23 protein-coding genes are annotated in these 23,958 nt (G+C 39.3%); 8 read left to right on the top strand and 15 right to left on the bottom strand.

What is annotated here, in order from left to right; genetic code table 11:
• The first annotated feature begins 216 nt into the window (after positions 1-216).
• Together KHA99_RS31410 and KHA99_RS18045 are read left to right on the top strand one after the other, a co-directional pair.
• Positions 217-1,596, top strand: coding sequence for a M28 family peptidase (locus KHA99_RS31410; protein ID WP_213118825.1), 1,380 nt, complete (start codon positions 217-219; stop codon positions 1,594-1,596).
• Between the two features lie 1,030 nt (positions 1,597-2,626).
• Positions 2,627-3,850, top strand: a complete 1,224-nt coding sequence (locus KHA99_RS18045; protein WP_213118826.1) for an NAD(P)/FAD-dependent oxidoreductase — start codon at positions 2,627-2,629, stop codon at positions 3,848-3,850.
• 39 nt (positions 3,851-3,889) lie between these two features.
• Here KHA99_RS18045 and pgoN read toward each other — a convergent pair whose 3' ends face one another.
• Positions 3,890-4,726, bottom strand: a complete 837-nt coding sequence (gene pgoN / locus KHA99_RS18050; protein WP_213118827.1) for a glyoxal/methylglyoxal reductase — start codon at positions 4,724-4,726, stop codon at positions 3,890-3,892.
• A gap of 230 nt (positions 4,727-4,956) precedes the next feature.
• Between pgoN and KHA99_RS18055 the strand changes: the two genes are divergently transcribed.
• Positions 4,957-5,961 (top strand): DUF3231 family protein, encoded by a 1,005-nt coding sequence (locus KHA99_RS18055; RefSeq protein ID WP_213118828.1) that lies wholly within the window; start codon positions 4,957-4,959, stop codon positions 5,959-5,961.
• Positions 5,962-6,143: 182 nt separating this feature from the next.
• Here KHA99_RS18055 and KHA99_RS18060 read toward each other — a convergent pair whose 3' ends face one another.
• The 5 genes from KHA99_RS18060 to KHA99_RS18080 all read right to left on the bottom strand — a co-directional run bounded on the left by KHA99_RS18060 (position 6,144) and on the right by KHA99_RS18080 (position 10,529).
• A complete protein-coding gene (locus KHA99_RS18060; protein WP_213118829.1) occupies positions 6,144-6,737 on the bottom strand; it encodes a class D sortase in 594 nt (197 codons plus the stop codon).
• Between the two features lie 93 nt (positions 6,738-6,830).
• On the bottom strand, positions 6,831-8,933 hold the full coding sequence (locus KHA99_RS18065; protein ID WP_213118830.1) for a PhoX family protein: 2,103 nt from the start codon (positions 8,931-8,933) through the stop codon (positions 6,831-6,833).
• A gap of 359 nt (positions 8,934-9,292) precedes the next feature.
• Positions 9,293-9,904 (bottom strand): DUF2812 domain-containing protein, encoded by a 612-nt coding sequence (locus KHA99_RS18070; protein WP_213118831.1) that lies wholly within the window; start codon positions 9,902-9,904, stop codon positions 9,293-9,295.
• A 15-nt stretch (positions 9,905-9,919) separates the two neighbouring features.
• Positions 9,920-10,234, bottom strand: coding sequence for a PadR family transcriptional regulator (locus tag KHA99_RS18075; protein WP_213118832.1), 315 nt, complete (start codon positions 10,232-10,234; stop codon positions 9,920-9,922).
• Positions 10,235-10,373: 139 nt separating this feature from the next.
• Positions 10,374-10,529, bottom strand: coding sequence for a hypothetical protein (locus KHA99_RS18080; protein ID WP_213118833.1), 156 nt, complete (start codon positions 10,527-10,529; stop codon positions 10,374-10,376).
• A 155-nt stretch (positions 10,530-10,684) separates the two neighbouring features.
• On the opposite strand from KHA99_RS18080, the gene KHA99_RS18085 reads away from it, so the two are divergent.
• Positions 10,685-11,191 (top strand): DUF1648 domain-containing protein, encoded by a 507-nt coding sequence (locus KHA99_RS18085; protein ID WP_213118834.1) that lies wholly within the window; start codon positions 10,685-10,687, stop codon positions 11,189-11,191.
• A gap of 82 nt (positions 11,192-11,273) precedes the next feature.
• Here the strand turns inward: KHA99_RS18085 and KHA99_RS18090 are convergent, their stop codons facing one another.
• A complete protein-coding gene (locus tag KHA99_RS18090) occupies positions 11,274-11,840 on the bottom strand; it encodes a hypothetical protein (RefSeq protein ID WP_213118835.1) in 567 nt (188 codons plus the stop codon).
• Between the two features lie 117 nt (positions 11,841-11,957).
• On the opposite strand from KHA99_RS18090, the gene KHA99_RS18095 reads away from it, so the two are divergent.
• Positions 11,958-12,545 (top strand): TetR/AcrR family transcriptional regulator, encoded by a 588-nt coding sequence (locus tag KHA99_RS18095; protein WP_213118836.1) that lies wholly within the window; start codon positions 11,958-11,960, stop codon positions 12,543-12,545.
• A gap of 724 nt (positions 12,546-13,269) precedes the next feature.
• Here the strand turns inward: KHA99_RS18095 and KHA99_RS18100 are convergent.
• The 5 genes from KHA99_RS18100 to KHA99_RS18120 form a co-directional block, all read right to left on the bottom strand.
• Positions 13,270-14,415 (bottom strand): ABC transporter permease, encoded by a 1,146-nt coding sequence (locus tag KHA99_RS18100; protein WP_213118837.1) that lies wholly within the window; start codon positions 14,413-14,415, stop codon positions 13,270-13,272.
• On the bottom strand, positions 14,415-15,527 hold the full coding sequence (locus tag KHA99_RS18105; protein WP_213118838.1) for an ABC transporter permease: 1,113 nt from the start codon (positions 15,525-15,527) through the stop codon (positions 14,415-14,417). The genes KHA99_RS18100 and KHA99_RS18105 overlap by 1 nt, the downstream gene beginning before the upstream one ends.
• Before the next feature lie 12 nt (positions 15,528-15,539).
• Positions 15,540-16,478: an ABC transporter ATP-binding protein gene (locus KHA99_RS18110; protein ID WP_213118839.1), complete on the bottom strand. Its 939-nt coding sequence runs from the start codon at positions 16,476-16,478 to the stop codon at positions 15,540-15,542.
• A gap of 115 nt (positions 16,479-16,593) precedes the next feature.
• Complete coding sequence (locus tag KHA99_RS18115) at positions 16,594-17,694, bottom strand: sensor histidine kinase (protein WP_213118840.1); 1,101 nt, start codon at positions 17,692-17,694, stop codon at positions 16,594-16,596.
• A 1-nt stretch (position 17,695) separates the two neighbouring features.
• Entirely contained in the window at positions 17,696-18,334 is a 639-nt protein-coding gene (locus KHA99_RS18120; protein WP_213118841.1) for a response regulator, read from the bottom strand.
• Positions 18,335-18,481: 147 nt separating this feature from the next.
• On the opposite strand from KHA99_RS18120, the gene KHA99_RS18125 reads away from it, so the two are divergent.
• Both KHA99_RS18125 and KHA99_RS18130 read left to right on the top strand, forming a co-directional pair.
• Entirely contained in the window at positions 18,482-19,051 is a 570-nt protein-coding gene (locus tag KHA99_RS18125; RefSeq protein WP_213118842.1) for a TetR/AcrR family transcriptional regulator, read from the top strand.
• Positions 19,052-19,131: 80 nt separating this feature from the next.
• Entirely contained in the window at positions 19,132-20,088 is a 957-nt protein-coding gene (locus KHA99_RS18130; protein WP_213118843.1) for an SDR family NAD(P)-dependent oxidoreductase, read from the top strand.
• 32 nt (positions 20,089-20,120) lie between these two features.
• On the opposite strand, the gene KHA99_RS18135 is transcribed toward KHA99_RS18130, so the two are convergent.
• The 3 genes from KHA99_RS18135 to KHA99_RS18145 all read right to left on the bottom strand — a co-directional run bounded on the left by KHA99_RS18135 (position 20,121) and on the right by KHA99_RS18145 (position 22,804).
• Complete coding sequence (locus KHA99_RS18135; protein WP_213118844.1) at positions 20,121-21,398, bottom strand: serine hydrolase domain-containing protein; 1,278 nt, start codon at positions 21,396-21,398, stop codon at positions 20,121-20,123.
• Positions 21,399-21,651: 253 nt separating this feature from the next.
• Complete coding sequence (locus KHA99_RS18140) at positions 21,652-22,149, bottom strand: DinB family protein (RefSeq protein WP_213118845.1); 498 nt, start codon at positions 22,147-22,149, stop codon at positions 21,652-21,654.
• A 223-nt stretch (positions 22,150-22,372) separates the two neighbouring features.
• Positions 22,373-22,804: an SRPBCC family protein gene (locus KHA99_RS18145; protein ID WP_213118846.1), complete on the bottom strand. Its 432-nt coding sequence runs from the start codon at positions 22,802-22,804 to the stop codon at positions 22,373-22,375.
• A 231-nt stretch (positions 22,805-23,035) separates the two neighbouring features.
• On the opposite strand from KHA99_RS18145, the gene KHA99_RS18150 reads away from it, so the two are divergent.
• A complete protein-coding gene (locus KHA99_RS18150) occupies positions 23,036-23,950 on the top strand; it encodes an SDR family NAD(P)-dependent oxidoreductase (RefSeq protein ID WP_213118847.1) in 915 nt (304 codons plus the stop codon).
• The last annotated feature ends 8 nt before the right edge of the window (positions 23,951-23,958 follow it).

Below are 23,958 nucleotides of genomic sequence, written 5' to 3' on the forward strand. Positions count from 1 at the left end.
ATATGAAAATTTTTGTAAATTTAAAATAACATACTATTTATTATCATACTAATATAGATAGTTATGAAAACGTTTACAAAATGATGAATAGATTTCGTGTATAGTCATTAGCGGATTTTAAAGGAATTTCTATGATTTTGTAAAACGATTCTTGTTTACTATATTTGCCAAAGTAGGAATAATGAAAGAGTATCAATTTTTCAAAGGGGGAGTTTCATGTTTCGTCGTAAATCCATGATCACAGTCCTTGCAACAGGCATGCTTTTATCATCAGGGGTTGTCTATGCTCAAACGAATAGTGCACCAAATGCACAAGCCGCCACAGCGTTTGACAACAATGTTATCAAGAAAATCAGCGCAGACAATATGTATAATACCATTAAGTATCTATCAGCCGTGCCTAGGGAAGCTGGCACAGAGGGAGAGGTTCGTGGAGTCGAGTACATAGAAAGCCAGTTTAAGAGTTTAGGACTCGAAACTAGAAGAATACCGTTTCCGATCTATGATTATAAGTTAAACCACGTACTTGCTGTAGTTGATGGAGTTGATTTCAAAGGCCGTGCCTTTAGCGGCAGTGGAAGCGGAAATGTAACGGCAGAGCTCGTTGATGTTGGAAAAGCATTAGCTGGCACTATTACAGATGATGTGAAAGGGAAAATTGCCTTGATTGAGCGTGGGGATATCACGTTCGTTGAAAAAGTGGCAAATGTAGTTGCTAAAGGAGCAGTTGGGGTACTTATGTATAACAACAGTGCCAATGGCAATAACTTTGGCCAAGCCAATGGAGAAGTTCCTGCTGTGGCAATCACCCAAGCACAGGGGAAAGGATTGGTTGAAAAATTAAAGAACGGCCCTGTTACAGCCACCTTAGATGTCGATATCCAAAAGATCGAGAAAACATCCTATGTGGTTGAGGCTAAATTAAAGCCTAACAAGAACAAGGACACAGGACAGATTGTCACGATTGGAGCACACCATGACTCGGTTCCTAATGGACCGGGAGCAAATGACGATGCTTCTGGTGTATCAGCCGTACTCGAGCTAGCAAGAATTCTTGTCAATACTCCAATTGATACCGAAGTCCGCTTCCTTACCTTCGGCTCTGAGGAAAGAGGAATGGTGGGCTCATCCTTCTACGTATCGCAGCTTCCACAAAGTGATATAGACCGTATTGTTGCCCACTTCCAAATGGATATGATTGGCGGGGCAGAAGCAGGAGAAGATCATCCATTAGGTGGACTGATCATGTATACAATTAACGGTCAGAAGAATCTTGTTACGGACTTAGGAGCGTCTGCCTCATCAAGAATGTATGATGTGGCGGTACCGTACGGACAGTTAGGAAGAAGTGACCATCAGCCATTCCATGATGTGGGCATCCCTTCCGCACTATTTATTCATTCACCTGTTGAGCCTCAGTATCACAAGCCAACAGATACGATTGAACATATCAGTAAAGAAAAGCTACAACAAGCTGCATCAATCGTCGGAGCAGCAGCCTATCAAATCGTTCGTCCTGATACGCCGGCTCTCGAACGGGCACGTGTGGCTCCAGCATTAGTGGACTACGATTTCGAAAACCGCCCAGTAGATTAATAGAACAGTAAAAACGCTTGAATCAAATAGAGATTCAAGCGTTTTTACTGTTAAAAGGAAGCACGAGAACCGTCCGAGACTTCTGAAAAATGATTCTAATAAGCTGCAGCGTTACTTTTCTGGTTCTCACGGGCAGAATAGACCGCTTATTTTTACCGCTGCTCTTCTTTTCATGAACTCTCGGGTAGAATAGACCGCTTATTTTTACCGCTGCGCTTCTTTTCTTGGGCTCTCGGGCAAAATAGATCGCTTATTTTTACCGCTGCTCTTCTTTTCATGAGCTCTCGGGCAAAATAGACGGCTTATTTTTACCGCTGCCCTTCTTTTCATGAGCTCTCGGGAAGAATAGACCGCTTATTTTTACCACTGCTCTTCTTTTCATGAGCTCTCGGGCAGAATAGCTGGCTTATTTTTACCGGTGAGCTTCTTTTCTTGAACTCACGGGCAGAATAGACCATTTATTTTTTAGACAAACATTTGATTAAAAGTAAGAAAAAGTCAACAAAGATAAGCATTATATCCTTGTTAAAGCTAAAAATATTATCGTTTACACAAACGTTTGATTAGGTCTGTTATAAATGTTATAAACTACGTGCATCCGGGAATTGGCTGAATTTTGGGGTAAAAAAATTGTTGAATAAACATGGAACCTACCTCTCTCAAAACCATCAAGCTTTCTAACACAAACTACTTTCGCCAATCTTCACTAAATTTCCCCTTCTAGCAATCTAAATAAACGTTTGGTTAAATACTCTGAAATGCTTGTCATAAAAGCACAAAGCCTTATAAGCTTCTAAAATATTTGTCAATTAAATAAACGTTTGATTAAATATTGAAAAATCTCTTTACTAAACGGATTTTACGCAATAAGCATACAAAATAATGGCAGACGATGACGACAAAAAAACAAATAGCCAAATTTAAAATGATGCACGAGAACCGTCCCCATGCTTCACCCATGCCTCACGTATGTATAAAATGAGGCTGGTTATATTAACATTATCTATTTTTGATAACTGGGGGGATATATATGAATTTACAATCTGGAATTTATTATTGGCCCACTACTTTTCCTGATGCTCCCTCGTACCCAGCGTTGGAAGAAGACCTATCTTGTGATGTATTAATCATTGGGGGTGGAAGCTCGGGGGCACAGTGTGCCTATTATCTTGCTGGTGCTAATTTAGAGGTGGCTGTCATTGAAAAATCAACCATTGGCAGCGGCAGTACTAGTACGAATACCGCCCTCCTTCAATACTCCGGCGAAAAAATGTTTACAGATCTGATCAACACTTTTGGAACTGATTACATAAAAAGGCATTTACAATTACTAAAGGAAGCTATTAATGAAATGGAAGAGGCTTCCAAGAAAGTCACAATTGATTGTGAATTCAACAGAAGAGATACCCTATACTCTGCTAGCTGTCCAGAGGACGTTGAAAAACTAAGAAAGGAATACGAATTTTTAAAGCAGCAAAACTGTGACCTTACCTTTCTAACAAAGGAAGAGATTGAAGCAAACTATCCGTTTAGCAGGGATGCCGCTATTTACTCATACAATGATGCAGAAATCAATCCTTTCCGATTCACCCATGCACTATTGGAGTACGCCGCAAGAAAAGGAATCCGTATATATGAAAATACGGAAATGAACGGTCACCACTATGATGAAGAACGAGGAAAGATGATTGTTTCGACAAAGAATGGGCGTTCGATTCAAGCACGCTATATTATTTTTGCAGCAGGTTATGAAGGAATGGAAATCAAAAAAGAGAAAAAAGCCTCTTTTGTCAGTACATATACGGTCACAACCAATCCAGTCGACAATTTCTCCGAATGGTATAACAGGACACTCATTTGGGAAACTGCTCGTCCCTATTTATTTATGAGGACCACTAGAGATAACCGGATTATCATCGGAGGACTTGATGATAATACTCCATACCCTGAAGATCGCGATAGTAAACTGATTCACAAAAAGGATAAACTGATTGAAGAGTTTAATAAAATGTTTCCTACTATTAAGGTCCAGCCAGAATATTATTTAGCTGCATTTTATGGCGGCATAGCGGATGGCATTCCGATTATTGGCCAATATGAAGAATATCCTAATAGTTATTTTCTATTTGCCTTTGGTGATAATGGGACGGTTTACAGCCAATTGCTGTCGAAGATTATTGTAAAGGAGATTGTTGAGGGTAATTGTCCAGATTTGGCTCTATACTTGCAGGATCGCCCTTTGCTAAATAAGTGATGAAAAATGGGGTTGGTTTTCCCCATTTTTCTTGTTTTATTAGAACCCTACTCTCATGGTATCTGGATCCGATCCAGAGCGGCTGTTTTGGTTGAGTCCATCAATTTTTTCCATGTCTTCTGCGGTCAGTTCAAAGTCAAATACGTCGGCGTTTTCAATGATGCGATGCTCTTTGATGGATTTTGGAATTGTTACGATGCCATGTTGCAGATCCCAACGCAGAATTACTTGTGCAACAGATTTATTATATTTAACCGCAATATCTTCGAGAACTGGTTCATTTAACAGTTCTCCTTTTTTTAATGGCGACCATGCTTCTAGTTGAATTCCTTCTTTTTTACAATAAGCAAGAAGCTCTTTTTGAGTTAAATGGGGATGGAATTCAACCTGGTTGACCATTGGTTTCACTTCAGCGTCTCGAATCAAATCTTCTAAATGATGAACATGGAAGTTACTGACGCCAATAGCACGGACACGACCGTCTTTGTATAGCTTTTCGAAAGCCTTCCACGTTTCTTTATATTTATCAACACCTGGCCAGTGAATTAAATAAAGATCCAAATAGTCGAGTCCAAGCTTGTTAAGACTTGTTTCAAACGCTTCTAATGTGGATTCATATCCCTGCTCGGTATTCCAAAGCTTTGTTGTAATAAACAAATCCTCACGGGGAACACCTGATTCACGAATCGCCTGCCCCACACCTTCTTCATTTAAATAGATCGCAGCCGTGTCGATGCTGATGTATCCGTTCCGAATAGCCGCCTTTACAGACTGAATGACCTCGTCCCCTTCACTTACTTTAAAAACTCCTAAGCCAAACCACGGCATTTCCACGCCATTAGATAAAGTAACCGTATCTTTTAAGCTTGTTGGCATTATGTATCCTCCTATCAAAAAAGATTTCACTAAGAATATTCCTCTCCATAAAAAGAAAATACCACAGTCCTAATGACTATGGTAGTCCCCAATATATCTATTGAATAAAGGGGCATTCAGGATTATTCCCTTTTTCATTTGATGTATTAGGAAGGTTGTCAATTTATGTTTTCCGCTTTTTAGGAAATATTATTACATAATGTATGAATGTAAAATAGGAGGTTGTTCTAATGGATGATAAAACAAATATTCCGTTAACTGCCGCGGAAATGTCTGGTTTATGGACTCAATACATGGGTGATACGATAGTTGTTTGTATGAACAGCTATTTCTTAGAAAAAGTAGAGGATGAAGAAATACGTCCTATTATTGAATGGACACTTGATACAGCAAAAGAGAATATATCCATCATGCAGGAATTGTTTCAAAAAGAGAATTTTCCGATACCCATTGGATTTACAGAACAAGATGTTAATACAAAAGCTCCAAGACTTTTTACAGATACTTTTTTCTTAAAGCATTTAAGTCAACTGGCTGTATTTGCAATGACATCCAGCTGTGGAGGACTAACAGTTTCGACACGTCCAGATGTTGTTGCTTTTCATAAGCGTATCTTAAATAAAGGGGTTGAATTGCAGGATAGAACACGTGATTTAATGCTAAAACAAGGGATTTATGTAAAACCACCTTCTATACCTATTCCTAAAGGGATCGATTTTGTAGAAAAACAACATTATTTAACTGGTTTTTTTGGGAAAAAGAGATCTATTAATTCACAAGAAATCACACACTTATACTTAAACACTCTAATAAATACTATCGGTAAAGAATTAGTAACCGGCTTTGCCCAGACCGCTCAAAACGAAGATGTAAAACAGTATTTCTTAAGAGGAAAAGAGCTTGCCCAAAAATATATAGATATATTTAGCAACTTTTTAACCAAGGAGGATCTGCCAGCCCCTGTAAGTTCAGGTTCGGCAGTTTTAAATACAACAGCAAGTATCTTTTCAGATAAACTAATGATGTTTCATGTTACAGCCATGGTTGCAGCAGGAATCGGCTATTATGGAACTGCATTAGCAGCAAGTCCAAGGAGAGATTTAGGTCTTAAATATATTTCTTTGATTCCAGAAGTCGCACTGTATGTGGAAGATGGTGCCAATATTATGATTAAACAAGGCTGGATGGAGGAACCTCCACAAGCAGTCGACCGTGATAAATTAATACAACAATAATATTCTACAATATGGGATGCTCTTTTCTTGGGGGAGAATCAGGATTATACGGATTTACAACGTTAATACAAAAAACTTTGTATCAATAGATAGTTTGGCGTTGTAAATCCGCATTTTCGGGTCCATCTTATCCTTATGGTACGGTTTAATGCAACACATCAATTTTTTAAAAGATTAGGTGCTTAATTGATAACTTTCGTAAAGACAAGATACCGATATGGAGTTTCCGTGCCTACATCAAACGGATAACAGGTTTCCAGCACAAGAGATGGCGTTACCGTATTATAAATAGGGTCTCCTGTTTTGACCACTTTTGTTTCGTATACTTCAAAGGTTTTCGTTCCTGATAGGGTATCCACTTGAACAGTATCCTTTAACGCAAGCTCGCCAATGTGGTGGAAAAAAGTCGTATTATGAGCGGCAATCACACTTGTGCCATTTTCTCCTGCTGCTACACTTGTCGTCAGATGTCCGGCGCCCTTTTTTAAAGCCTTTTGATCGGTTCCTTCTACTATTGGTACCTCCAAGGAAATCTTTGGAATGACCAGTTTTCCAATTAAATCATCATCTTTTTGATTTTTTCGGTTAATTGGCTTGGGTGGCAGCTGATAATCTGTTGCAAAATCAGAAGTAAGTGCTTGTTCCTGTTTATTATAATCCTTTAACAGTTTCGTTTTGCTGGCATGAGATTGAATAAAATAAAGGGGGATGGAGATCAGTAGGCATAAACCAATAGCAGCCAACAAACTCCCTAACCAAAATTTTTTTGACTTCATCCTTTCAACCTCCTTTTGTTCAAATTGTATTTAGAATAAGGTCTTTCCCGAAAAAGTTCCAGAAAAGACCTCAGCGGTAATGCTCAAACGACCTTATCTTGTTGATTTTGACTTACGTAAAGACGAACGAACCAATGCAAATCCAGCTCCAAGCAGCGCAGCTGCTCCTAACAGGGCATTCACAAACGGAGTTCCTGTAACCGGAGAAGTTCCGCCTTTTACGACTTGATTAGTTGTTTGCGGTGCACCAGAGTTGGTTGTTTTCGGTGCATCAGGATTATTTGATGGCGGCTGAGTTGTTGTCGGTGCCGGTTCTTGAACTGGTGTTACATTCGGTATAGCAAGATAGCCGACTCCGCCTTTTTTATTGATCCCTATTGCATCATCAACGGCTTTTAACAAATCCGCCTTATTGACAGCCGTTCCCTGCCATTTGTCGAGCTCATCACCTGGATGCTGGTAGTTGCTTAGCACATAAGAGAACCCATTAAAATCATCAATGACACGTAATCCGGTTGCTTCTGCCCCTGCTGGTACTGATAACACGCGGGAAAGTTCTTTTGTGTCTACGTTATAAGCCCAAACATAGTTGTTTGTATGCTCAGTACCATCTTCGCCAATAAATAAAGTTCTCATTTTTTCGGAAAAGCTTAGGTTATCCGGTTTATTTACTTTGTCCGGATTTGATTTATTTCCGTAAGCATCAGGTGCAGCCAGATCCTCTCCGACAACAAGACCTTTCATATTCGTGGCAGCATATGCACTGTTGATTGAATTTCCTTCACTATCTTGTAATCCGCCTGATAAGTTAAGCTCATAGGTTACACCAGCATTAATTTTCTGGACATGAATATCATCTACAGGATCAGAACTGCTTGCTAACATTGCACCGCTGACACCTGACATCGCCATGTAGACTTTCTTATCTTTTGCATTCACAGCAATGCCTTCCATTTTATTGAATTCTGAAGTTGCACCCTTTATTGCGGCATAACGGCGTGATTCTAGGAAGGCCGCAGCTTTTTCCATTCCTGGCTTGACTTTCAGATATTCAATTTTTCCGCTTGGATATGTTTTAATGGCAGAAAAGCCGTTATCTTTTGCAGAAGCAGCATCAGTTGTTTTTTCAAAAATATCATCAAATGTTGTTCCATTGTCAATGATGGCCTTTACTTCATCATCCGTAGCATGTCCGAGTTTAATCCATTGTAAATTGGCTGATCCGCCATTTACATCACTCGTCTGGTTCCATTTTGCAGCATATAAGGTTCCAGCAGAAAGGTCTTTTTCTTTATCTGCAACGTACATAAAAGTAGCTGTATAACCGCCGTCATCACCAAAATAAGCAGTCCTGTTATCAGGCATGACCTCCATGACTTCATGAGAGAAACGGCCTGCACTGTAGTGTTTCACTACACTGGCATCGCCATTTGCCGTAACAGTGATTTCTGGAATCCAGCCATAAAAGTATGGATTGGCTTTTGCCTCATCGCCAAAATAGAAATTAGCAAATGCTTTTACATTAGTAGGGTCTGTCGTTGGATTTTCTAAAAATTTCCGTGCATCCGGTTCATATTCCTCTGAACCAAGATGTGTTCCCCAAGGAGATGTCGAGCCATTACATGGAATCCATAAACCATTGACGTTTGCAAAGTCAATTTTCTTCGCATTATTTACGGTTAATTCACCGGTTTTTTTGTCTTGGTTTAACGCTGTTAATGTCATCGATGCCGGAAGTTTACCGTATGCGGAACCGCCGGAATTATCTGCTGTATCATATTCAAAATGGGAAATCATATAAAGATTGCCACCGATATTTAATAAGCTATTGGAGTCGGGTGCATCGGAAATATAGTAAGATGGTTGGCTGGGAACACTTTTATCGACAATTGGATTGCCATTTACATCAATTGGAGTTCCTGCAGGAATTTTAATCCCTTTATTTGTGACAATGTTCTCGTCTGTCATATACAACTGTTTATATGTAAGCGGGAAATTCTTCTTGTCTCCATTACTATATGTAACATCCAGAGAAGCGTTGGTATACGTTTTTACCATTTCTTCAATTGTAGCTGGCGCCTTCATCGAGTTGAATTTATAAGATTGAATCGTGATATCCCCTGCCGCTAAGGCTGCAGGTGCTACTGCCGGTATCATTAAGCTTAAAGCTAATACCGCTGTTACCCTCTTTTTCATTTTTAATTTCCTCCCCTTTTGGACTTTTGAACTAGTACTTTCTTCTCAATTAAAACACTCGTTTTTTAATCCATGGTGAAAGAACGGTTACTTTTCTATGATTTTTTTGTAAATTATGTAAATAAAACATGGCATTCTGATTTAGTGCCAGGAACGCTCCGAATTTAATCGAAGATGAAACACAGGGACGGTTCTCATGCTTCAGAAGCAGAAGAACCGTCCCTGTGTCTCTCTTAAATAGTACCAGCTGCTAAAATTCCATTTAAAAAAACGGGCCTTTTAACCCCTATTTTATCTGGAAAACGTAGTCAGGGTCAGTCCTAGGAACTGACCCTTATTATTAATAAGGCTATTACCATTTATTTCATTAATTTTTTATAATGCTGTTCAGTTTTATAACTAAAGAAAAGGAATAAAATGATGATTACTGGGAAAAGAGCCCATGTTGCTGCCCTAAATAGGGCAAATGGTGTTTCAAACAGAAATGCTCCCCAAAAATCCGCCCCTGCCATATTCCATAACCCCGGTGTATAATAGAGTCTCTTTGGACTTAACAGACCAGCCGCATCAATGGCACCCGTTGTGATCAATGCTGCAAAAATAGGCAAATAACACATAGATAATGCCATATACATTTGTGACAGCCTTTTGTATCTGCCAGCCTTGGAATCTGCATCAGAAAAAATGTCTTCATCCGCATCTGCTCTGACTTTTTTAAAATATTGAGTCCCGGAACTTTTTGTCCCGGCAATATGCTTCCATCCGCAGTCCTCAAAAAGTGTACAATAATCGATAAAATCTTCTTTATTTTTAAATGTGCGATAGTCAATTTTAATATCTGTCTTTTCTGGCTTGGCTGGACGGAAATGATACCCCATTGACTTTCCTACAAATTCAAATCCTTCCTCAGCCATTTGATTCAGCCAGTTTGCTTCCTTTTCAAAGTTTAGGAAAAACTTAAATTTTCTCATGATTTCACCTCATTGTTACTTAATAAACGCTGCTTCCGTAACCTGTATCATATGCTTCATTCTTTCTAAATCAAGATGCAGCATTTCTTTTCCTTTATCCGTAATTAAATAAACTTTTCTCCGGCTATCCTCACTGGGAACCGGCTGTATAAATTTAAGCTTTAATAAATTTTCTATCGCTCCATACAATGTTCCGGCCGCCATCCTCACCTGCCCTCCGCTAAGTTCTTCCACCTTTTGGAGAATCAAATATCCGTGTGCCGGCTCTAATAATGATAAAAGTATATAATACACTGTTTCTGTAAGCGGAATATGTCGATCTCGTTTCATGGTTTCACCTGTCTTACTATAGGATAATATACAGTCTGACTATATAGTTACATTATATACAGTTAAACTGTATAATGTCAAAAAAATAAAAAGCGATTTTAGCCTTTTTTTAGAATAAAGTTAAAGGCTAGATTCGCTTCTACCGTGTCCAGTAAAAATAAATGTCGGATTTCTTAAAGTCAATATTCCCTTTATAATCTCTAACGACCTTTTTGTTCATTGTCGCAATGAGTATGGCAAACGTCGTTCCAAGAATTGCCGCGGCAATCGTGCCTATTAACCACCCTAATGCCATATTTCATCCACTCCTTCTTATCTCTTTATAACTTATACAGCCGAACAGACAAAAAGGTTCATTTTAGGAATGGGTTTTATTGGGATATATAAGCTCAAGATGTTAAAATAAATACATGAAACCTTAAAAAATATTATAGTCGGGGGTGGCAAAACATGTCCAACTCATGGGAACGGCCAAAAATAAATATCAAAAAGACAAAGAACGAATGGATTTGGGATATCATTGGTTACTCATTTTACTTTGGATCAATTATCTTTTTGATTGCTGTTTGGAACAGGCTTCCTGAAGAAGTGCCAGGACATTTTAATGCCTCCGGAGAAGTGGACCGATGGGGGTCAAAATGGGAACTTTTGATTTTACCTGGCATAGGGGCTTTCATTCTTCTTTTCTTGCAAACTTTAGAAAAATTTCCCCAATTTCATAATTACCCACACAGATTTAATCAATCGAACGCAAAACAGTTTTATTTGAACAGCCGAAAATTGATGAATCAATTAAAAAATACCTGTCTAATCGTCTTTGCTCTCATCTTATTTGAATCCATATCGATAGCTTTAGAATGGGGGAATGGTTTTGGCAAATGGTTTCTACCGATTGCAGTTATTTGTACAATCATTCCAATTGTGACAGGAATAATGAGGCAAAAAAAGATAAAATAAAACAACCTTTCTTGCATTTTCATCAATATAAATAACAGCCCCATTCTACACTAGAAAGTGGTACTTCGCTTTACGCTTTTCATTATTGGTGGACTGACCCCGTTTTTTCCTTTACTTTTTTCCTTTTTGGCCAAACAAAGTTTGATATGGCAATGAGTAAATCAATCCCCAGCACAAATGACCATAATCTTAGAACACCGAAAAGGGCTTCTGTTTTACTGGAGTCGTTAATAAGAAGAATGACTCCTGCTAACATAGCAGCTCCAATCAGATAAGCCACTAAATGCTTACCCCATCCTCTTAAATAATGCCGGGCGTACACTAAGCCATAACGCTTTAAGGGCTTTTCGCCTTCTTTTAAGAGATAATAACGAAACCTTTGATCAGCCCATTCAATCATCCCTTTTCCAAAGGCAAGAGAAACTCCTATATACACAGCGGCAATGGCATGTGCGATTGTTGCTGTCGCCCCCCGAAATATATCAATACTAGCGGTAATCAATAAAACTAAGTCAATAACAGGGGTCAACGCAAAGAAAAAAAGCCCCAGCTTCTTTTTCTTTAGAATATATCGCGAAACTAGCCCTAACAATATGACAATCCAAAATCCTATTTCACAGGCTATAATCATCCAAGCAATTAAATTCAAAAAGACACCTCGTTCCAATACAACTGTATTATTTAATACCAATATTAACATCTGATTTTTAATAATACAACTGTATTATTAAATTGCACACGCCCATTTTTATTGATAAAATAAGGTATGCCAAAAATTGTTGACCATGATCATCAAAAAAAGTTAATTGCGGAGGCAACTTGGCGGGTGATTCTACGTGAAGGAATGGAAGGAGCGACGGTAAGAAAAATTGCCAAAGAAGCCGGGCTGTCTTTCGGGGCATTGCGGCACTATTTTTCAACACAAAATGAATTGCTCGTTTATGCCATGAATCTCGTTAAAGAGAGGGTAATTGCTCGTATTAGTAAAATTGCAGCAAGTGATTTACAGCCAAAAGAGAAGGTATTAAAGGTCATTTTAGAAATAATCCCCATTAATGAAGAAACGATGGCTGAAATGGAAGTATGGTTTACCTTTATTTTTTATAGCAGGAAAAAGGGGGATGTATTTGGTACAGACACCGATGGAATTTTCCTGGCAATTGATAATATATTCACTTTTTTAGAAAAGCATCAATTGCTGCGGAAAAATCTACATATCGATATTGAAAAGGAAAAACTATATGCCATTATAGATGGATTAGCCATCCATGCCATGTTAGAACTTTCCCGAGTGAATTATGAACTGGTCTCCAGTGTCATTTCACATCATTTAAATTTAATTTGTAACGATTAAGAATAAAGTTCAACTTTCATTAACGGGTTCCGATACCTGTCACTTTTTATAAAAATCTCCTTATATTTGTTATACATTTTGTTATGTAAGAATATTACGAAGTGCCACCATTTTATGGCCAAGGCACTGTTATAAAACTGAATGTTGATTTCACTGTTTTTGAAAAATAACCGGAAAAATTCCGTTTAAATTGGGAAATACCCATATTTCCTTAAAAATAAGCGGAGTTTTTCCGCTTATATGATCCAAATCTTTGAATTTTGGCTTATTCAGAGCAGTTAACCGGAATTTCTCCGCTTATCTCTGCTACTTAAGCTTCCTCTATATACATTAGCCGGAAATTCTCCGCCTATGAATTCTCATACCTATACGAAAATCATCATTGAATAATTACAGAGCCAAGGCCAAAGAAAAACGTGGTTTTGTAAATAAAAAACACATCATTTTGTAGTCCAATTTGCGAGGTAACAGAAATCTCTGTAACCTTACATTTTGATATACAAATTGGACTACAGGTTCACGCCTATTTTTATAATTATTCGCGTTATATCAATAAAAAATGACCATCAAATTCACATACAAATTGATGGTCATTTTAATACACATTTTGGATTTTTGTGACAGGTAACAGAACCCGTTCTACTCATGTAGCTTTTTTCAGACAAGATTTTACGAGAGAAATCCCAATCAATTTTTGAGATTCCTCTCATTTTATTGTTCCGTCCTATACAAAATTCTCTGTTGTCTTATTGCGGCTGAATTTATAGACCGCAATTAAGAAAAACGCCGCCGCAAAGGCAAAGAGAATCAGCAAGTTCAAGGATAACTCACTGAACGCATGCCCTTCCTGCAGCTTCGTTAACGTATCAAGTGTCCAGCGCTGCGGTAGGAAGTTCGCTATTTTCTGCAAGGTTGTTGGCATGACTTCCACAGGCCAGAAGCACCCGGAAAGCATCACGGTTGGGGTAATAATTAAATTCTGCAGGGCGTTTGCTGCACTGCGGCTTTTTGAAAAGGAAATCAACACAAGCGATAGCCCAACCGCAATCATTGAGAACAGAAGCATAACGACCGCCGCTTCCCAATAAGACATGTTCAGACCAATATGAAAGACGCTTTTCATGATGGTTAGCGTAACGGCAACCTGAACCGTCATCACCAGCATGTTGACCAACACATTTGCCAATAAATATTTTCTTGCGTTAATCGGAGTCGATAACAGTCGAAAATAGGTGCGTTTTTCTTTTTCCAGCAGAATGATCTCTGACAAATTACTTGCAGAAATCAGCATGATCATAATCAGGAAACCAATCGTTTGAGTCGTCATATTTTTATTCCTCGATGTATCCGCTAAAGAATGTGTTGAGAGTTGAAATGACGATTGCTGGTAATCCTGGTACATTTGCTGAAAAGTCTGTTGATTTCCATCGGCTGCACGGCTGATCGTCGAGATATTATCGATGTATTGATATAAATAGGACTTCACGAAGCCTGTCACTTGCGCGCCTTTGATGGAAGTGAGCTGAATATGGTCAGGCCGCCCCGCCAATACACTGTCTGAATACCCCTTTTCAAAGGTAATCACACTGTCGAGCTTACCGGAAACTATTTCTTCTTGAACCTGCCCTGCCTCTAGCTCGGTAATCTTCACATTCTCTAATCCTGCTAAAAACTGAATCGTATCCGCAGTAATCTCAGCTTTGTCTTGATTGACAACGCCGACATGCAAGATCATTTTTTGATCACCGCCATAGGCCATCAGCGCAATAAAAATTCCGATTAACGGCATAAACAAATACAGCAAGATGTTTTTCTTTTTTCGAAATGTCACACGTAACGTGTTTTGCACGATCCAGAGGATATCCCTCATTATAGCCCCTCCCTTCTTTGCAGTGAGATGATTGCCACTAGTAACAATAAAAACGAGCCGATCAGATTGATGCTGATTGCCGGAATGACGGCAGCAAAGTCATTTGCATAGATGATTTTCGTTATCGCTTCATTCATCCAGGTAAGCGGTGAAAGCTCGGTTATCAGTTTAAAAATTCCTTCCGGATTGTCTATTTTAAAATAAGCCCCGCCAAAAAAGGACGATAGCTGCACCATGATCATAATGATGACTTGAGGTGCCGCACTAGATTTCGTTAGGAAGCTGATGCCAATTCCCAAACTAATTGCAAACACCACTTCTGTCAGCAGCACAAGAAATACCAGCCCCAGATGGTCACCCCAGTTTGCCTTGAATAATAGTTTGCTAAACAGGATGACGAGAATGACACACAAGCCGTTGCTAACGAGACTCCCCAACACCTTTCCGATAAAAATTTCACTTTTCCTTACTGGTGCAGCAATCAGGCGATCTGCTGTCCTTCGCACGCGTTCACTGACAATGAGCGAGCTGGCCGGCAGCGCCCCGTACAGCACAATCATCGTCGTGATCACAATCGCATAATAATCCATCGATCCCGGCTGCTTATTCGGATTTAGCGAGGTTTCTTTAATAAAATCTCTCTGCTCCCCCGCCGTAAAGGCTGCATTTAGCTTATCAGGTGCTGTCTTCATGATTTCAGAAGCAATATTATACTTGTCGACATACCCGGAGACCATGCCTTGCAGGATACTCCCTTTTATACTATTATCATCATTGACATAGAGCTGGACCCCATTTTCGGTCACTTCTACATACCCATCAAAGGTACTTCGCTTCACTTCTTTTTTTCCATCTACTTGATCGGTGACTTTCTTAAAATGCATCCCCGACTTTTCCGCTGCCTTGATAAATTGCTGAAAGCTCCCTTCTTGTGTTGTATCTTTATATAACACATGGAGATCATCCACTGGAAGACTGGTCGTAAACGTGTTCGACAGGGCTGTTCCAAGGACGAGCATTAAAAGAATCGGGAAAGCTAACAAGAAAATCAAGGTTTTAATGTCCCGAAACTCTGTTTTAATGCCTTTCCAGGCAATATTGAGTATGTTCAATGTGAATCCCCCCTATTGGTCCCTTAGGTTTCTTCCGGTTAAGGTTAAAAACACAGTCTCTAAATTTGGCGCCTTTTCTTGGAGGCCGCGGATTTCAATCCCATTGTTAATCAAGTGCTCAATGATTTTGTTTAAATTATTAACGCCCGTATCCGAGTTGATTTTAATAAAATATTCCTCTATCGAAACAGCTTCGACGCCAGGAATTTCTTTGATAGCCTGGATGTTCAAGTTTTCAGAGGATTTAACCTCAATCCATAAATCCTTCGTATTAGTAATGAGTGATTTCAGCTGCTCCTTCGTTCCCTCGGCAATGATTTTTCCGTGATCAATGATGGCAATCCGCGAACAAATCTCTTCGACTTCCTCCATATAGTGACTTGTGTAAATGATGGTGCAGCCCATTTCGTTTAGCTTCTTAACCGAATTCAGAATATAGTTGCGGGACTGTGGATCGATGCCTACTGTCGGCTCATCCATAATGATCAGCTTCGGCCGGTGGGCAATGGCACAGGCGATGTTTAAGCGCCGCTTCATCCCCCCTGAAAAACTATTGGGATAGCTCTTGTGTTTATCTTGTAGGCCGACAAACTCCAGTGCTTCCACAACAAGGTCATGCAGTTCGGCGCCGCGCAGACCGTATAGGCCGGCAAAGAATTTAACGTTTTCATAGGCCGTCATGTCCTCATAGATGGCCAAATCCTGGGGAACCATGCCAAGGTTCATTTTTGCAAAACGGCTGTGTTTGGCTGAATTTTTTCCAAGAATACTAATGATGCCGTCATTACAGCGCAGCAGCCCGGCAATCATATTAATCGTGGTGCTTTTCCCCGCGCCGTTGGCCCCGAGAAAGCCAAAGATTTCTCCCTCGGCAACAGCTAGACTCATATTATCAACCGCAATGAAATCTGCGAACTTCTTCGTTACATTCTTTATCTCCAACACGTTCATCTCTTCACCCCTAGATCGTTTCTATAGTTCAAGTATAAAAAAAAGAATGAACCTGCATAAGTGCAATCGTTCATTCTTTTCACATGAGAATTTTCATATTGTGAGCGTTAGATTTTCATATCGGCAGGAGGGTGGTGACGGAAAAGCCATGAGTGCTGTCGACAATCATCGTTCCGTCCACTGCGGCGGTGCGCTCCTCCATCCCAATGATGCCAAGCCCTTTTTTAATCGTGTCTGTTCCCACGCCATTATCCCTCACTTCGACTCTGACCAGTTTATTTAACACCTTCAAATCGACCGAAACAAGCGTTGCCTGGGAATATTTCATTGCATTTGTGAGCGCCTCCGTGATATTTTCATGGATAATTTTCCACTGGATCGGAGAAATGACATCTAAATTCCCTTCATACGTCAGCACGGTTTTAATTGGCTGTTTGGCATTGACATCATCAATCATCAGCTTCAGGCGATGAATGCCGACCTGCTCTGTTGGAGGCTTCATATTTTTCAAGGTCAAGCGGATGTTTTCGATGCCCTCCTTTGAAATCTGGATGACATTTTGCAGCAGCTCGGCTGCTTTCCCTGGATCGGTTTCCAGCAGCCGTTTCGCCGCTTCCATTTGAAAAAGGGCCCCTGTCATCGAATGACCGATTTTATCGTGAATCTCCTGTGAAATTCGATTTCGTTCCTCTAATTTAAAGGTATATTCCGACTGACGAATGTACTCGGTATTTTCATTTACACGCTTGGTTAATTTCCCCATCGCTTTTCGCATCGAATCCATCTGAGCCTCATCCTTCACCTGCATGTAATGGAAGCTTGTAGTGACGGAATAAAGCATAAAGCAAAAGATGGCTACTAACCCGTAAATCGGCTGGAACGTTTCCTGTATATAAAAGATTGGGATGATAGAAACGAGTAGATGTATGAATTTTTGTTCAATAAAGCCTGCGGCCAGTTCCACAATGGATAGTGGTAAAAGAATGCTAAAGATCGGGTGTACCATGGAATAGGCTGCCACGGTAATACAGATCGATCCGATTAGAAACAGTCTTTTGATGGTAGTATGTTTAAAAATATACAGGGTGATATTGATGCAAAAATAAAGCAGAAAGGTAAGAACCGCCAAGTCGATCGAACTACCCTCTGCCCGTACAAAGCAGAAGGCTATATAAAGCAGGAGGACGAGCTTCGTCCCAATCATCCACAGCTCCATCCTATTCCACTTTCCCCTTCAGATAGTAAATCGCAATCTGGGTCCGGTGCTCAAGCCCGGTCTTATTTAATATTGAAGTTATATAATTGGCCACCGTCCCTTCGGAAATAAACAATTGCTTGGATATCGCTTTATTGGAATACCCCTTGGCAATCAGGGACATGATCTCTCGTTCTCTTTCGGTGAACAGGCTGAGGTCCATTGGCGTCTCTGGAGCTTTTTGTTCCGCGAGATTGGACTTTATTTTTTCTAAAATAGCCTCCTGAATAATACTGTTTCCGTTATACACACTCTTGATCGCATCACGAATTTGTTCGGGGTCATTGTTCTTCAATAAATAGCCTTTGGCGCCATTTTTGATAGCATCAAGAATGTATTCATCATCATCAAAGGTGGTCAAGATAATCGGCTTTGTGCTGGTTTGCTCCGTAATCAGCTTGGACGCCTCCACCCCATTCATATTGGGCATGCGGACATCCAGAAGGGCTATATCGACCTTATTCTTTAAGCAAAAGTCTACGGCCTCTTTTCCATCACTCACCGTTTCAAGCACCTCAAACTCTGCGTATGTATGAAGGATAATTTTCAAGCCTTCGCGAATAAAGGAGTTATCATCCACAATGATCACAGAGATTTTCATAATCTTTCCACCCCTTCCAACTTTCCCTTGTAGTAATTATAGCAAGAAATTGGCAATAAATGGCGTGTCGATTAAAGATTACTTCTATAACGATATAAAAAGTGTTATACTGGTTATTAACCAGTGGTTAATTAAAGGAGTTTGAACATGTCCCCTCGCAAAACGGCTTCCCAGGAGCTGACAAGAGAATTAATTATACAGAAAGCACGGACCCAGTTTGTCGAAAAAGGCTTTCAACAGGTTTCTATGCGCAATATAGCTAAGGAACTGGGCTGCAGTCATGGTGCAATTTATTACCATTTTAAAAATAAAGCAGAACTTTTTTATGCGGTTGTCGAAGATGATTTTTCTATATTGAACAACCTTATAGAAGACTCTATTCAAGGGCCCGAAGATGACTCAACAAAGCTTTCTAACTTACTTCTTCGCTTTATTGAATTCGGATTAAACCATCAAAGTCAGTATGAAATTATGTTTATGGTAAGAAATACGGAGGTAGATAGTCTCTCCCAGGAAGCTGCCAACCTCTGTTATCAAAAATTTGCCCAAACGGTCCAATCCTTGTCTACAAAACAACTGAAGATTATTGACGTTTGGTCGGCATTTATCGCGCTGCATGGCTTTGTTTCACATTATCGTGGATATGTTGATCGTTTTGACGAAGCGGAATTGGCAGCTAAATCGCATGTACAATTCATCATAAAAGGATTGCTCTAAATCATTTTACCGTTTGGAGTTTCCCTCTATTTTTTTAGCAATATTTGACCAGTGGTCAATTGATGAGGAGGATGTTCGTAATGAAGAAAGCATTAGTCCTAGGAGCAACTGGTGGAATGGGTTATGCATTAGTTCGTGAGTTGGGTAACAGAGGTGTAGAAGTGGTTGCATTTTCTAGGGGAAAAGAAAAGTTACATGCTCTTTATCAGCATGAGCCGAGGGTAACCATTTTTCCAGGGGATGCCTTAGTGGAAAAGGACGTCATCGAGGCAGCTGATGGTGTCGATGTCATCTTTCATGCAGTGAGCTTTCCTTATCCAGAATGGGAGGAGAAGCATCCTTTATGCATCGAGATAATCGTCCGGGCTGCAGAAATACACCATGCAAAAATTGCCCTAGTGGATAATATTTATGCATATGGACGGCAATCCAAAATAGAAGTAAATGAAGATACCAAGAAAGAGCCGCATACAAAAAAAGGGAACATCCGGCTTGCAATGGAAAATCGATTGAAAGGAAGCGGTATCCCTTCTTTAATTGTTCATTTGCCGGATGTATACGGCCCCAATGCGGAAAATACGATTCTTCATGAAACGCTCAAAAACGTGGTTCAGCATAAAACTGCGAATTTCGTTGGTGATCTCAAAGTGGCTCGTGAGTATATTTTTACATTGGACGCTGCAAAGGCGATGGTAGAATTAGCTTCACGAGAGGATACGTACAATCAAAATTGGAATATCCCATCCGCCCATCAGATAACAGGCGAAGAAATTATAGAGATTTTACGAAAGGATGCAGGATATAAAAAGCCAATCAGAACCGTGTCAAAAACGATGATTCGCTTCATCGGAATCTTTCATCCTTTCATGAGAGAGCTGGTGGAGATGATGTACTTGACTGAGGACCCCGTAATCTTGAGCGGGAAGAAATACGAAGCAAAAATAGGACCTGTACCGCGGACGCCCTATCAGGAAGGAATAAAAAAAACATTACATTGGATGCAACAAGAAGATGTAGGATTTAAGATCAAAACGTAAACAGTGCTCTTAAAAGGAGTGAAAGGATTAGTTTAACGCCCATCTTGAGATTGATGGGCGTTTTTTGTGTGGTTTTGGCTAAAAATAGTACCTTTATTTATGAGATGGGGACTTAGTTTTAAAGAAATTTCTTTAAAAACATCTGTCCAGCTATCTACATTTCCCACCGATATACCCGTACGTAAAATGACAAGATTATTTTCCGGAGACATATATAGGTACTGTCCATACTTTCCCATTGCAAAGAAGTCTAAGCTGCCATTATTATTTGGTGTACTATACCACATGTATTTATACCCTATATTACTATTTTCTAAGAATGAACCTTTATATTCATCATTATTTAAAGGGAAGTCGCTTAGCGTAGATTGTTTTATCCATATTTCATTTAGTATTTGCTGCCCATTCCACGTTCCGCTATGAAGTAACATGCTGCCTATCTTTACAAAATCAATAGCTTTGAAATTAATACCGCTCTCCATCTTTTCAAAACCTGTTTTTTTACTGTCTAGACTCCATGAAGCATCATTTTCAGCTCCGATTTTATTCCATAACTTTTCTTCAAAATATTCCGATACATGTTTACCTGTACTACGCTCCAATATGATCCCCAGTAATAAAGGATGATAGTTGTTATAATGGAATTTACCTTGGTATTTTGTCGTCAGATTATTATGGGTCAACGTTAAATTACGTAAATCAGGCATATAATAGGTTTTAGCATCGTCGCTAAACCAAATTTTCCCTTCCTCGTAGCTAATGTTGGAACGCATCATAAGTAAATCTTCAATTGTAATACTCTCCATATTTGTTCCTTTGAACTCACTTATATAATCAGCAATGGACTGTTTTACGCTTTTAATATAACCATCTTCAATCGCCATACCAATTAACAACGAATCAATTGACTTAGCCATTGAGAAGGATGTATTAACCATGTCCTTGTCATATCCGTTGTAGTATTCTTCCATCACCACCTCTTCATCGTGGCCAATGATAAAAGACGTGGTATTTGTTTCCTGGAGAAAGAGGCCCAATGGTTTTGATTTTCCCTTTCCTCTATACATATAATCTATTGACATGGCTTTTAGAGATTCATCCAGGTTGTATTTGTAATTATAGGGCTGAGAGCTTTTTTGAATCATCCGCTCGGGGAAAACTTTGTAATCCATTACATCCGAATTTCCATTTACAATCGTCCTAAAAACATATGGTGGAGAAAATATTAATGAGGAAACTAATACAAGAAGGACTGAACCTATCAAGGGAATTGTTAGGACAATAAGTAATAGCTTAGTAGTTTTCTTCATTTTACCTCCTTAATTTCTAAAAATAATGTGACTGAAAGTTATTATCTAATCCATTCTATTTTAAATGAAGGAAAAAATGTTATCCCTCCCCTAAAATGAAAAAAAGTACTGCTGTACTCATTCACATAGTACAATCATTCTAGTATCTGTTACGGTTAAATTGTTTTTTTCGACAAAGTCAACTATACTAAGGGATTTGCTGAAAGTACAAAAAACCGGCAGGCGCCGGCTTTTTTGCAAATCATTTACGATATCAGCTCTTTTGAGCATTCATTGCTTCCCATTCTTCTTTGCTAGGACCATATACGCCAGGAACCTTCAAGTCAGCTTGTCTCATAAGGACAGTCAATTGTCCGCGATGATGAGCCTGATGTTGAATTAGCAGACGGAAAACAGCCTGAACTGGCATGTCCATTCCAAATAAATTCACCATTTTGTTCATATTTTCATCTGAAACCTGTTCAGGAAATGCTTGTGTTAACCGCTGATTTACTGTTTTATAGGTCTCGCTAATTTCAGCGGCTGATTTTGGTGCTTCTTTTTGAAGATCAGGAATCTCGAATTTTAATCCTACCTGTGAAGGAAAGTAGTAAACTGCTCCAGTAATGTGCCAAGCCAGGCTTCCAATGCTGTATAATCCTGGTGAAACTTCCTGATTCAACGATTCATCTGTCAGTGCATCCAGTACTTTTTGGGTAACAGCTGCTTCTTGTTTCCATTCGTTTAAGAAATCATTTACTGATGTAAACATTCCATTCCCTCCTTGAATTGGCAAAACTTTCATCTTTAAACAAGTTTTTCATATTCATTGTATCATGTTCAGCTAACTATTCGCTTCTCTCAAAGGCTTATTAATCAAAGAATATTTTACAATTCAATCATCTGGCCCATAAAAAAAAGAGCGCAGCTCTTATTCAGTGAATGCACCCGATTATGGAAGATCAATTATTTTTTTTATTGAAGATAAGCGCCCGTTACTTTGAAAAAGGATTTCTATTTTTTTCTTTGTTCTCTATGGTCTGCTTTATTACTTGGGCTGCCCGATCAATGCGGATTCTCATTTCAGGTTCTGTATGTTTTGGTAGAAAATCAGTTATCCAGACTAGTATACTTTCGTTATCATTCGCAGCAAAAACTTGAAAAGAAGCATGATGATGAATTAAGGGTGGTTTACTTCCTTCGATAACCGCATAAGCGAGCCGATATGATTCATCATCAATCGAAACAATCCGCTCACGTATTTTTCCTCCATGTGGGAAGAACAGAATTCTATAATCACCATCTAACTTGGTATCCAAAGTATACCCCGGCACAAACCGTTGATGTACAGCACCGATATCACTCACTGCGTCCCATACTTGTTCAGCATTTGCTTCAATTACGATTTCTTTACGAATAGTAGCCATCCCTTCTCCTCCTTACTCATTATTATATTTTTGATTGATATATAAGTCTCAAAATTTAATAATTAATGTAGTTTTTTCCAACCTTTTTATTTATTAGTTTTTAAAAGCGCTAAACTTACAATTTATAATATTTTACCTCACCCCAAATTATTGGTACTTTTTTCAAAGTCGTGAAATATACTGATTTTAAAAATGAATGAATTGTTCATTCAAAAAGGGAGAGCTAAAAAAATGGCGAATAATACTACAATAAAAGACTGGAACTTGCAGGACAAATATGTATTGATTACAGGTGCCACAAGCGGGATTGGCCTGGCAGCGGCACAGGCAATGGCAGCACGTGGAGCGAATCTAGGGATCATTGCTCGAAATCACCGCAAAGCTGAAGAAATTTCAACCCTATTAAAGTCACAAACAAGCAAACCAATTAATGTAGATGTATTTATTGCTGATCTATCCTCCCAAAAGTCCATCCGCCTAGTTGCAGCGGAAATTCTTGAACGGTGTCCAAGAATTGATATTTTAGTGAATAATGCAGGCGCTTTATTCGATACCTTTCAGAAAACAGAAGAAGGCGTGGAAATGACCTGGGCTGTGAACCACTTAGCCCCTTTTCTCCTCACCTCACTGCTTTTAGAGCGACTTAAGGAAAGTGAATCCGCTCGGGTGATTAATACGGCTTCTCATGGGCATAAGATGGCAAAAGACGGCTTTGACTTTACCAATGTAAATGGAGAGGGTCTTTATAGAGGGTTTAAAAAAATAATGGGAGGACCGACCATACGCTATGCACAGACAAAGCTCGCCAACATCTTATTTACATCTGAATTGTCGCGTCGTCTAGAAGGAACAAATGTCAGCATTCATTGTTTCGATCCAGGACTTGTGGCAACAAATTTTAATCAAAATAATGGAATGATGGCCAAGGCAACTATGGCTGTAATGAATCTTTTTTCCCGTACCCCAGAAAAGGGTGCAGATACCTTGGTATGGCTTGCAGAAACAAAAGATGTCTCAAATCTTAACGGCAAATATTGTGTTGACCGACAACAGAAGGAACCGGCAGAAGTGGCAGCTGACAAAGAATTAGCTAGGAAACTATGGGAAATTAGTGAAGAACAAGTTAAGTTATCGATGAATGGATGAATATATTT

Source organism: Neobacillus rhizophilus (genome assembly GCF_018343535.1).
Classification (GTDB): domain Bacteria; phylum Bacillota; class Bacilli; order Bacillales; family Cytobacillaceae; genus Neobacillus; species Neobacillus rhizophilus.

What these genes read in the sequence shown, in the direction of transcription:
- KHA99_RS31410 (WP_213118825.1), top strand. Translation starts at nt 217, where the DNA reads ATGTTTCGTCGTAAATCCATGATCACAGTCCTTGCAACAGGCATGCTT.
- KHA99_RS18045 (WP_213118826.1), top strand. Translation starts at nt 2,627, where the DNA reads ATGAATTTACAATCTGGAATTTATTATTGGCCCACTACTTTTCCTGAT.
- pgoN (WP_213118827.1), bottom strand. Translation starts at nt 4,726, where the DNA reads ATGCCAACAAGCTTAAAAGATACGGTTACTTTATCTAATGGCGTGGAA.
- KHA99_RS18055 (WP_213118828.1), top strand. Translation starts at nt 4,957, where the DNA reads ATGGATGATAAAACAAATATTCCGTTAACTGCCGCGGAAATGTCTGGT.
- KHA99_RS18060 (WP_213118829.1), bottom strand. Translation starts at nt 6,737, where the DNA reads ATGAAGTCAAAAAAATTTTGGTTAGGGAGTTTGTTGGCTGCTATTGGT.
- KHA99_RS18065 (WP_213118830.1), bottom strand. Translation starts at nt 8,933, where the DNA reads ATGAAAAAGAGGGTAACAGCGGTATTAGCTTTAAGCTTAATGATACCG.
- KHA99_RS18070 (WP_213118831.1), bottom strand. Translation starts at nt 9,904, where the DNA reads ATGAGAAAATTTAAGTTTTTCCTAAACTTTGAAAAGGAAGCAAACTGG.
- KHA99_RS18075 (WP_213118832.1), bottom strand. Translation starts at nt 10,234, where the DNA reads ATGAAACGAGATCGACATATTCCGCTTACAGAAACAGTGTATTATATA.
- KHA99_RS18080 (WP_213118833.1), bottom strand. Translation starts at nt 10,529, where the DNA reads ATGGCATTAGGGTGGTTAATAGGCACGATTGCCGCGGCAATTCTTGGA.
- KHA99_RS18085 (WP_213118834.1), top strand. Translation starts at nt 10,685, where the DNA reads ATGTCCAACTCATGGGAACGGCCAAAAATAAATATCAAAAAGACAAAG.
- KHA99_RS18095 (WP_213118836.1), top strand. Translation starts at nt 11,958, where the DNA reads ATGCCAAAAATTGTTGACCATGATCATCAAAAAAAGTTAATTGCGGAG.
- KHA99_RS18100 (WP_213118837.1), bottom strand. Translation starts at nt 14,415, where the DNA reads ATGAGGGATATCCTCTGGATCGTGCAAAACACGTTACGTGTGACATTT.
- KHA99_RS18110 (WP_213118839.1), bottom strand. Translation starts at nt 16,478, where the DNA reads ATGAACGTGTTGGAGATAAAGAATGTAACGAAGAAGTTCGCAGATTTC.
- KHA99_RS18115 (WP_213118840.1), bottom strand. Translation starts at nt 17,694, where the DNA reads ATGGAGCTGTGGATGATTGGGACGAAGCTCGTCCTCCTGCTTTATATA.
- KHA99_RS18120 (WP_213118841.1), bottom strand. Translation starts at nt 18,334, where the DNA reads ATGAAAATCTCTGTGATCATTGTGGATGATAACTCCTTTATTCGCGAA.
- KHA99_RS18125 (WP_213118842.1), top strand. Translation starts at nt 18,482, where the DNA reads ATGTCCCCTCGCAAAACGGCTTCCCAGGAGCTGACAAGAGAATTAATT.
- KHA99_RS18130 (WP_213118843.1), top strand. Translation starts at nt 19,132, where the DNA reads ATGAAGAAAGCATTAGTCCTAGGAGCAACTGGTGGAATGGGTTATGCA.
- KHA99_RS18135 (WP_213118844.1), bottom strand. Translation starts at nt 21,398, where the DNA reads ATGAAGAAAACTACTAAGCTATTACTTATTGTCCTAACAATTCCCTTG.
- KHA99_RS18140 (WP_213118845.1), bottom strand. Translation starts at nt 22,149, where the DNA reads ATGTTTACATCAGTAAATGATTTCTTAAACGAATGGAAACAAGAAGCA.
- KHA99_RS18145 (WP_213118846.1), bottom strand. Translation starts at nt 22,804, where the DNA reads ATGGCTACTATTCGTAAAGAAATCGTAATTGAAGCAAATGCTGAACAA.
- KHA99_RS18150 (WP_213118847.1), top strand. Translation starts at nt 23,036, where the DNA reads ATGGCGAATAATACTACAATAAAAGACTGGAACTTGCAGGACAAATAT.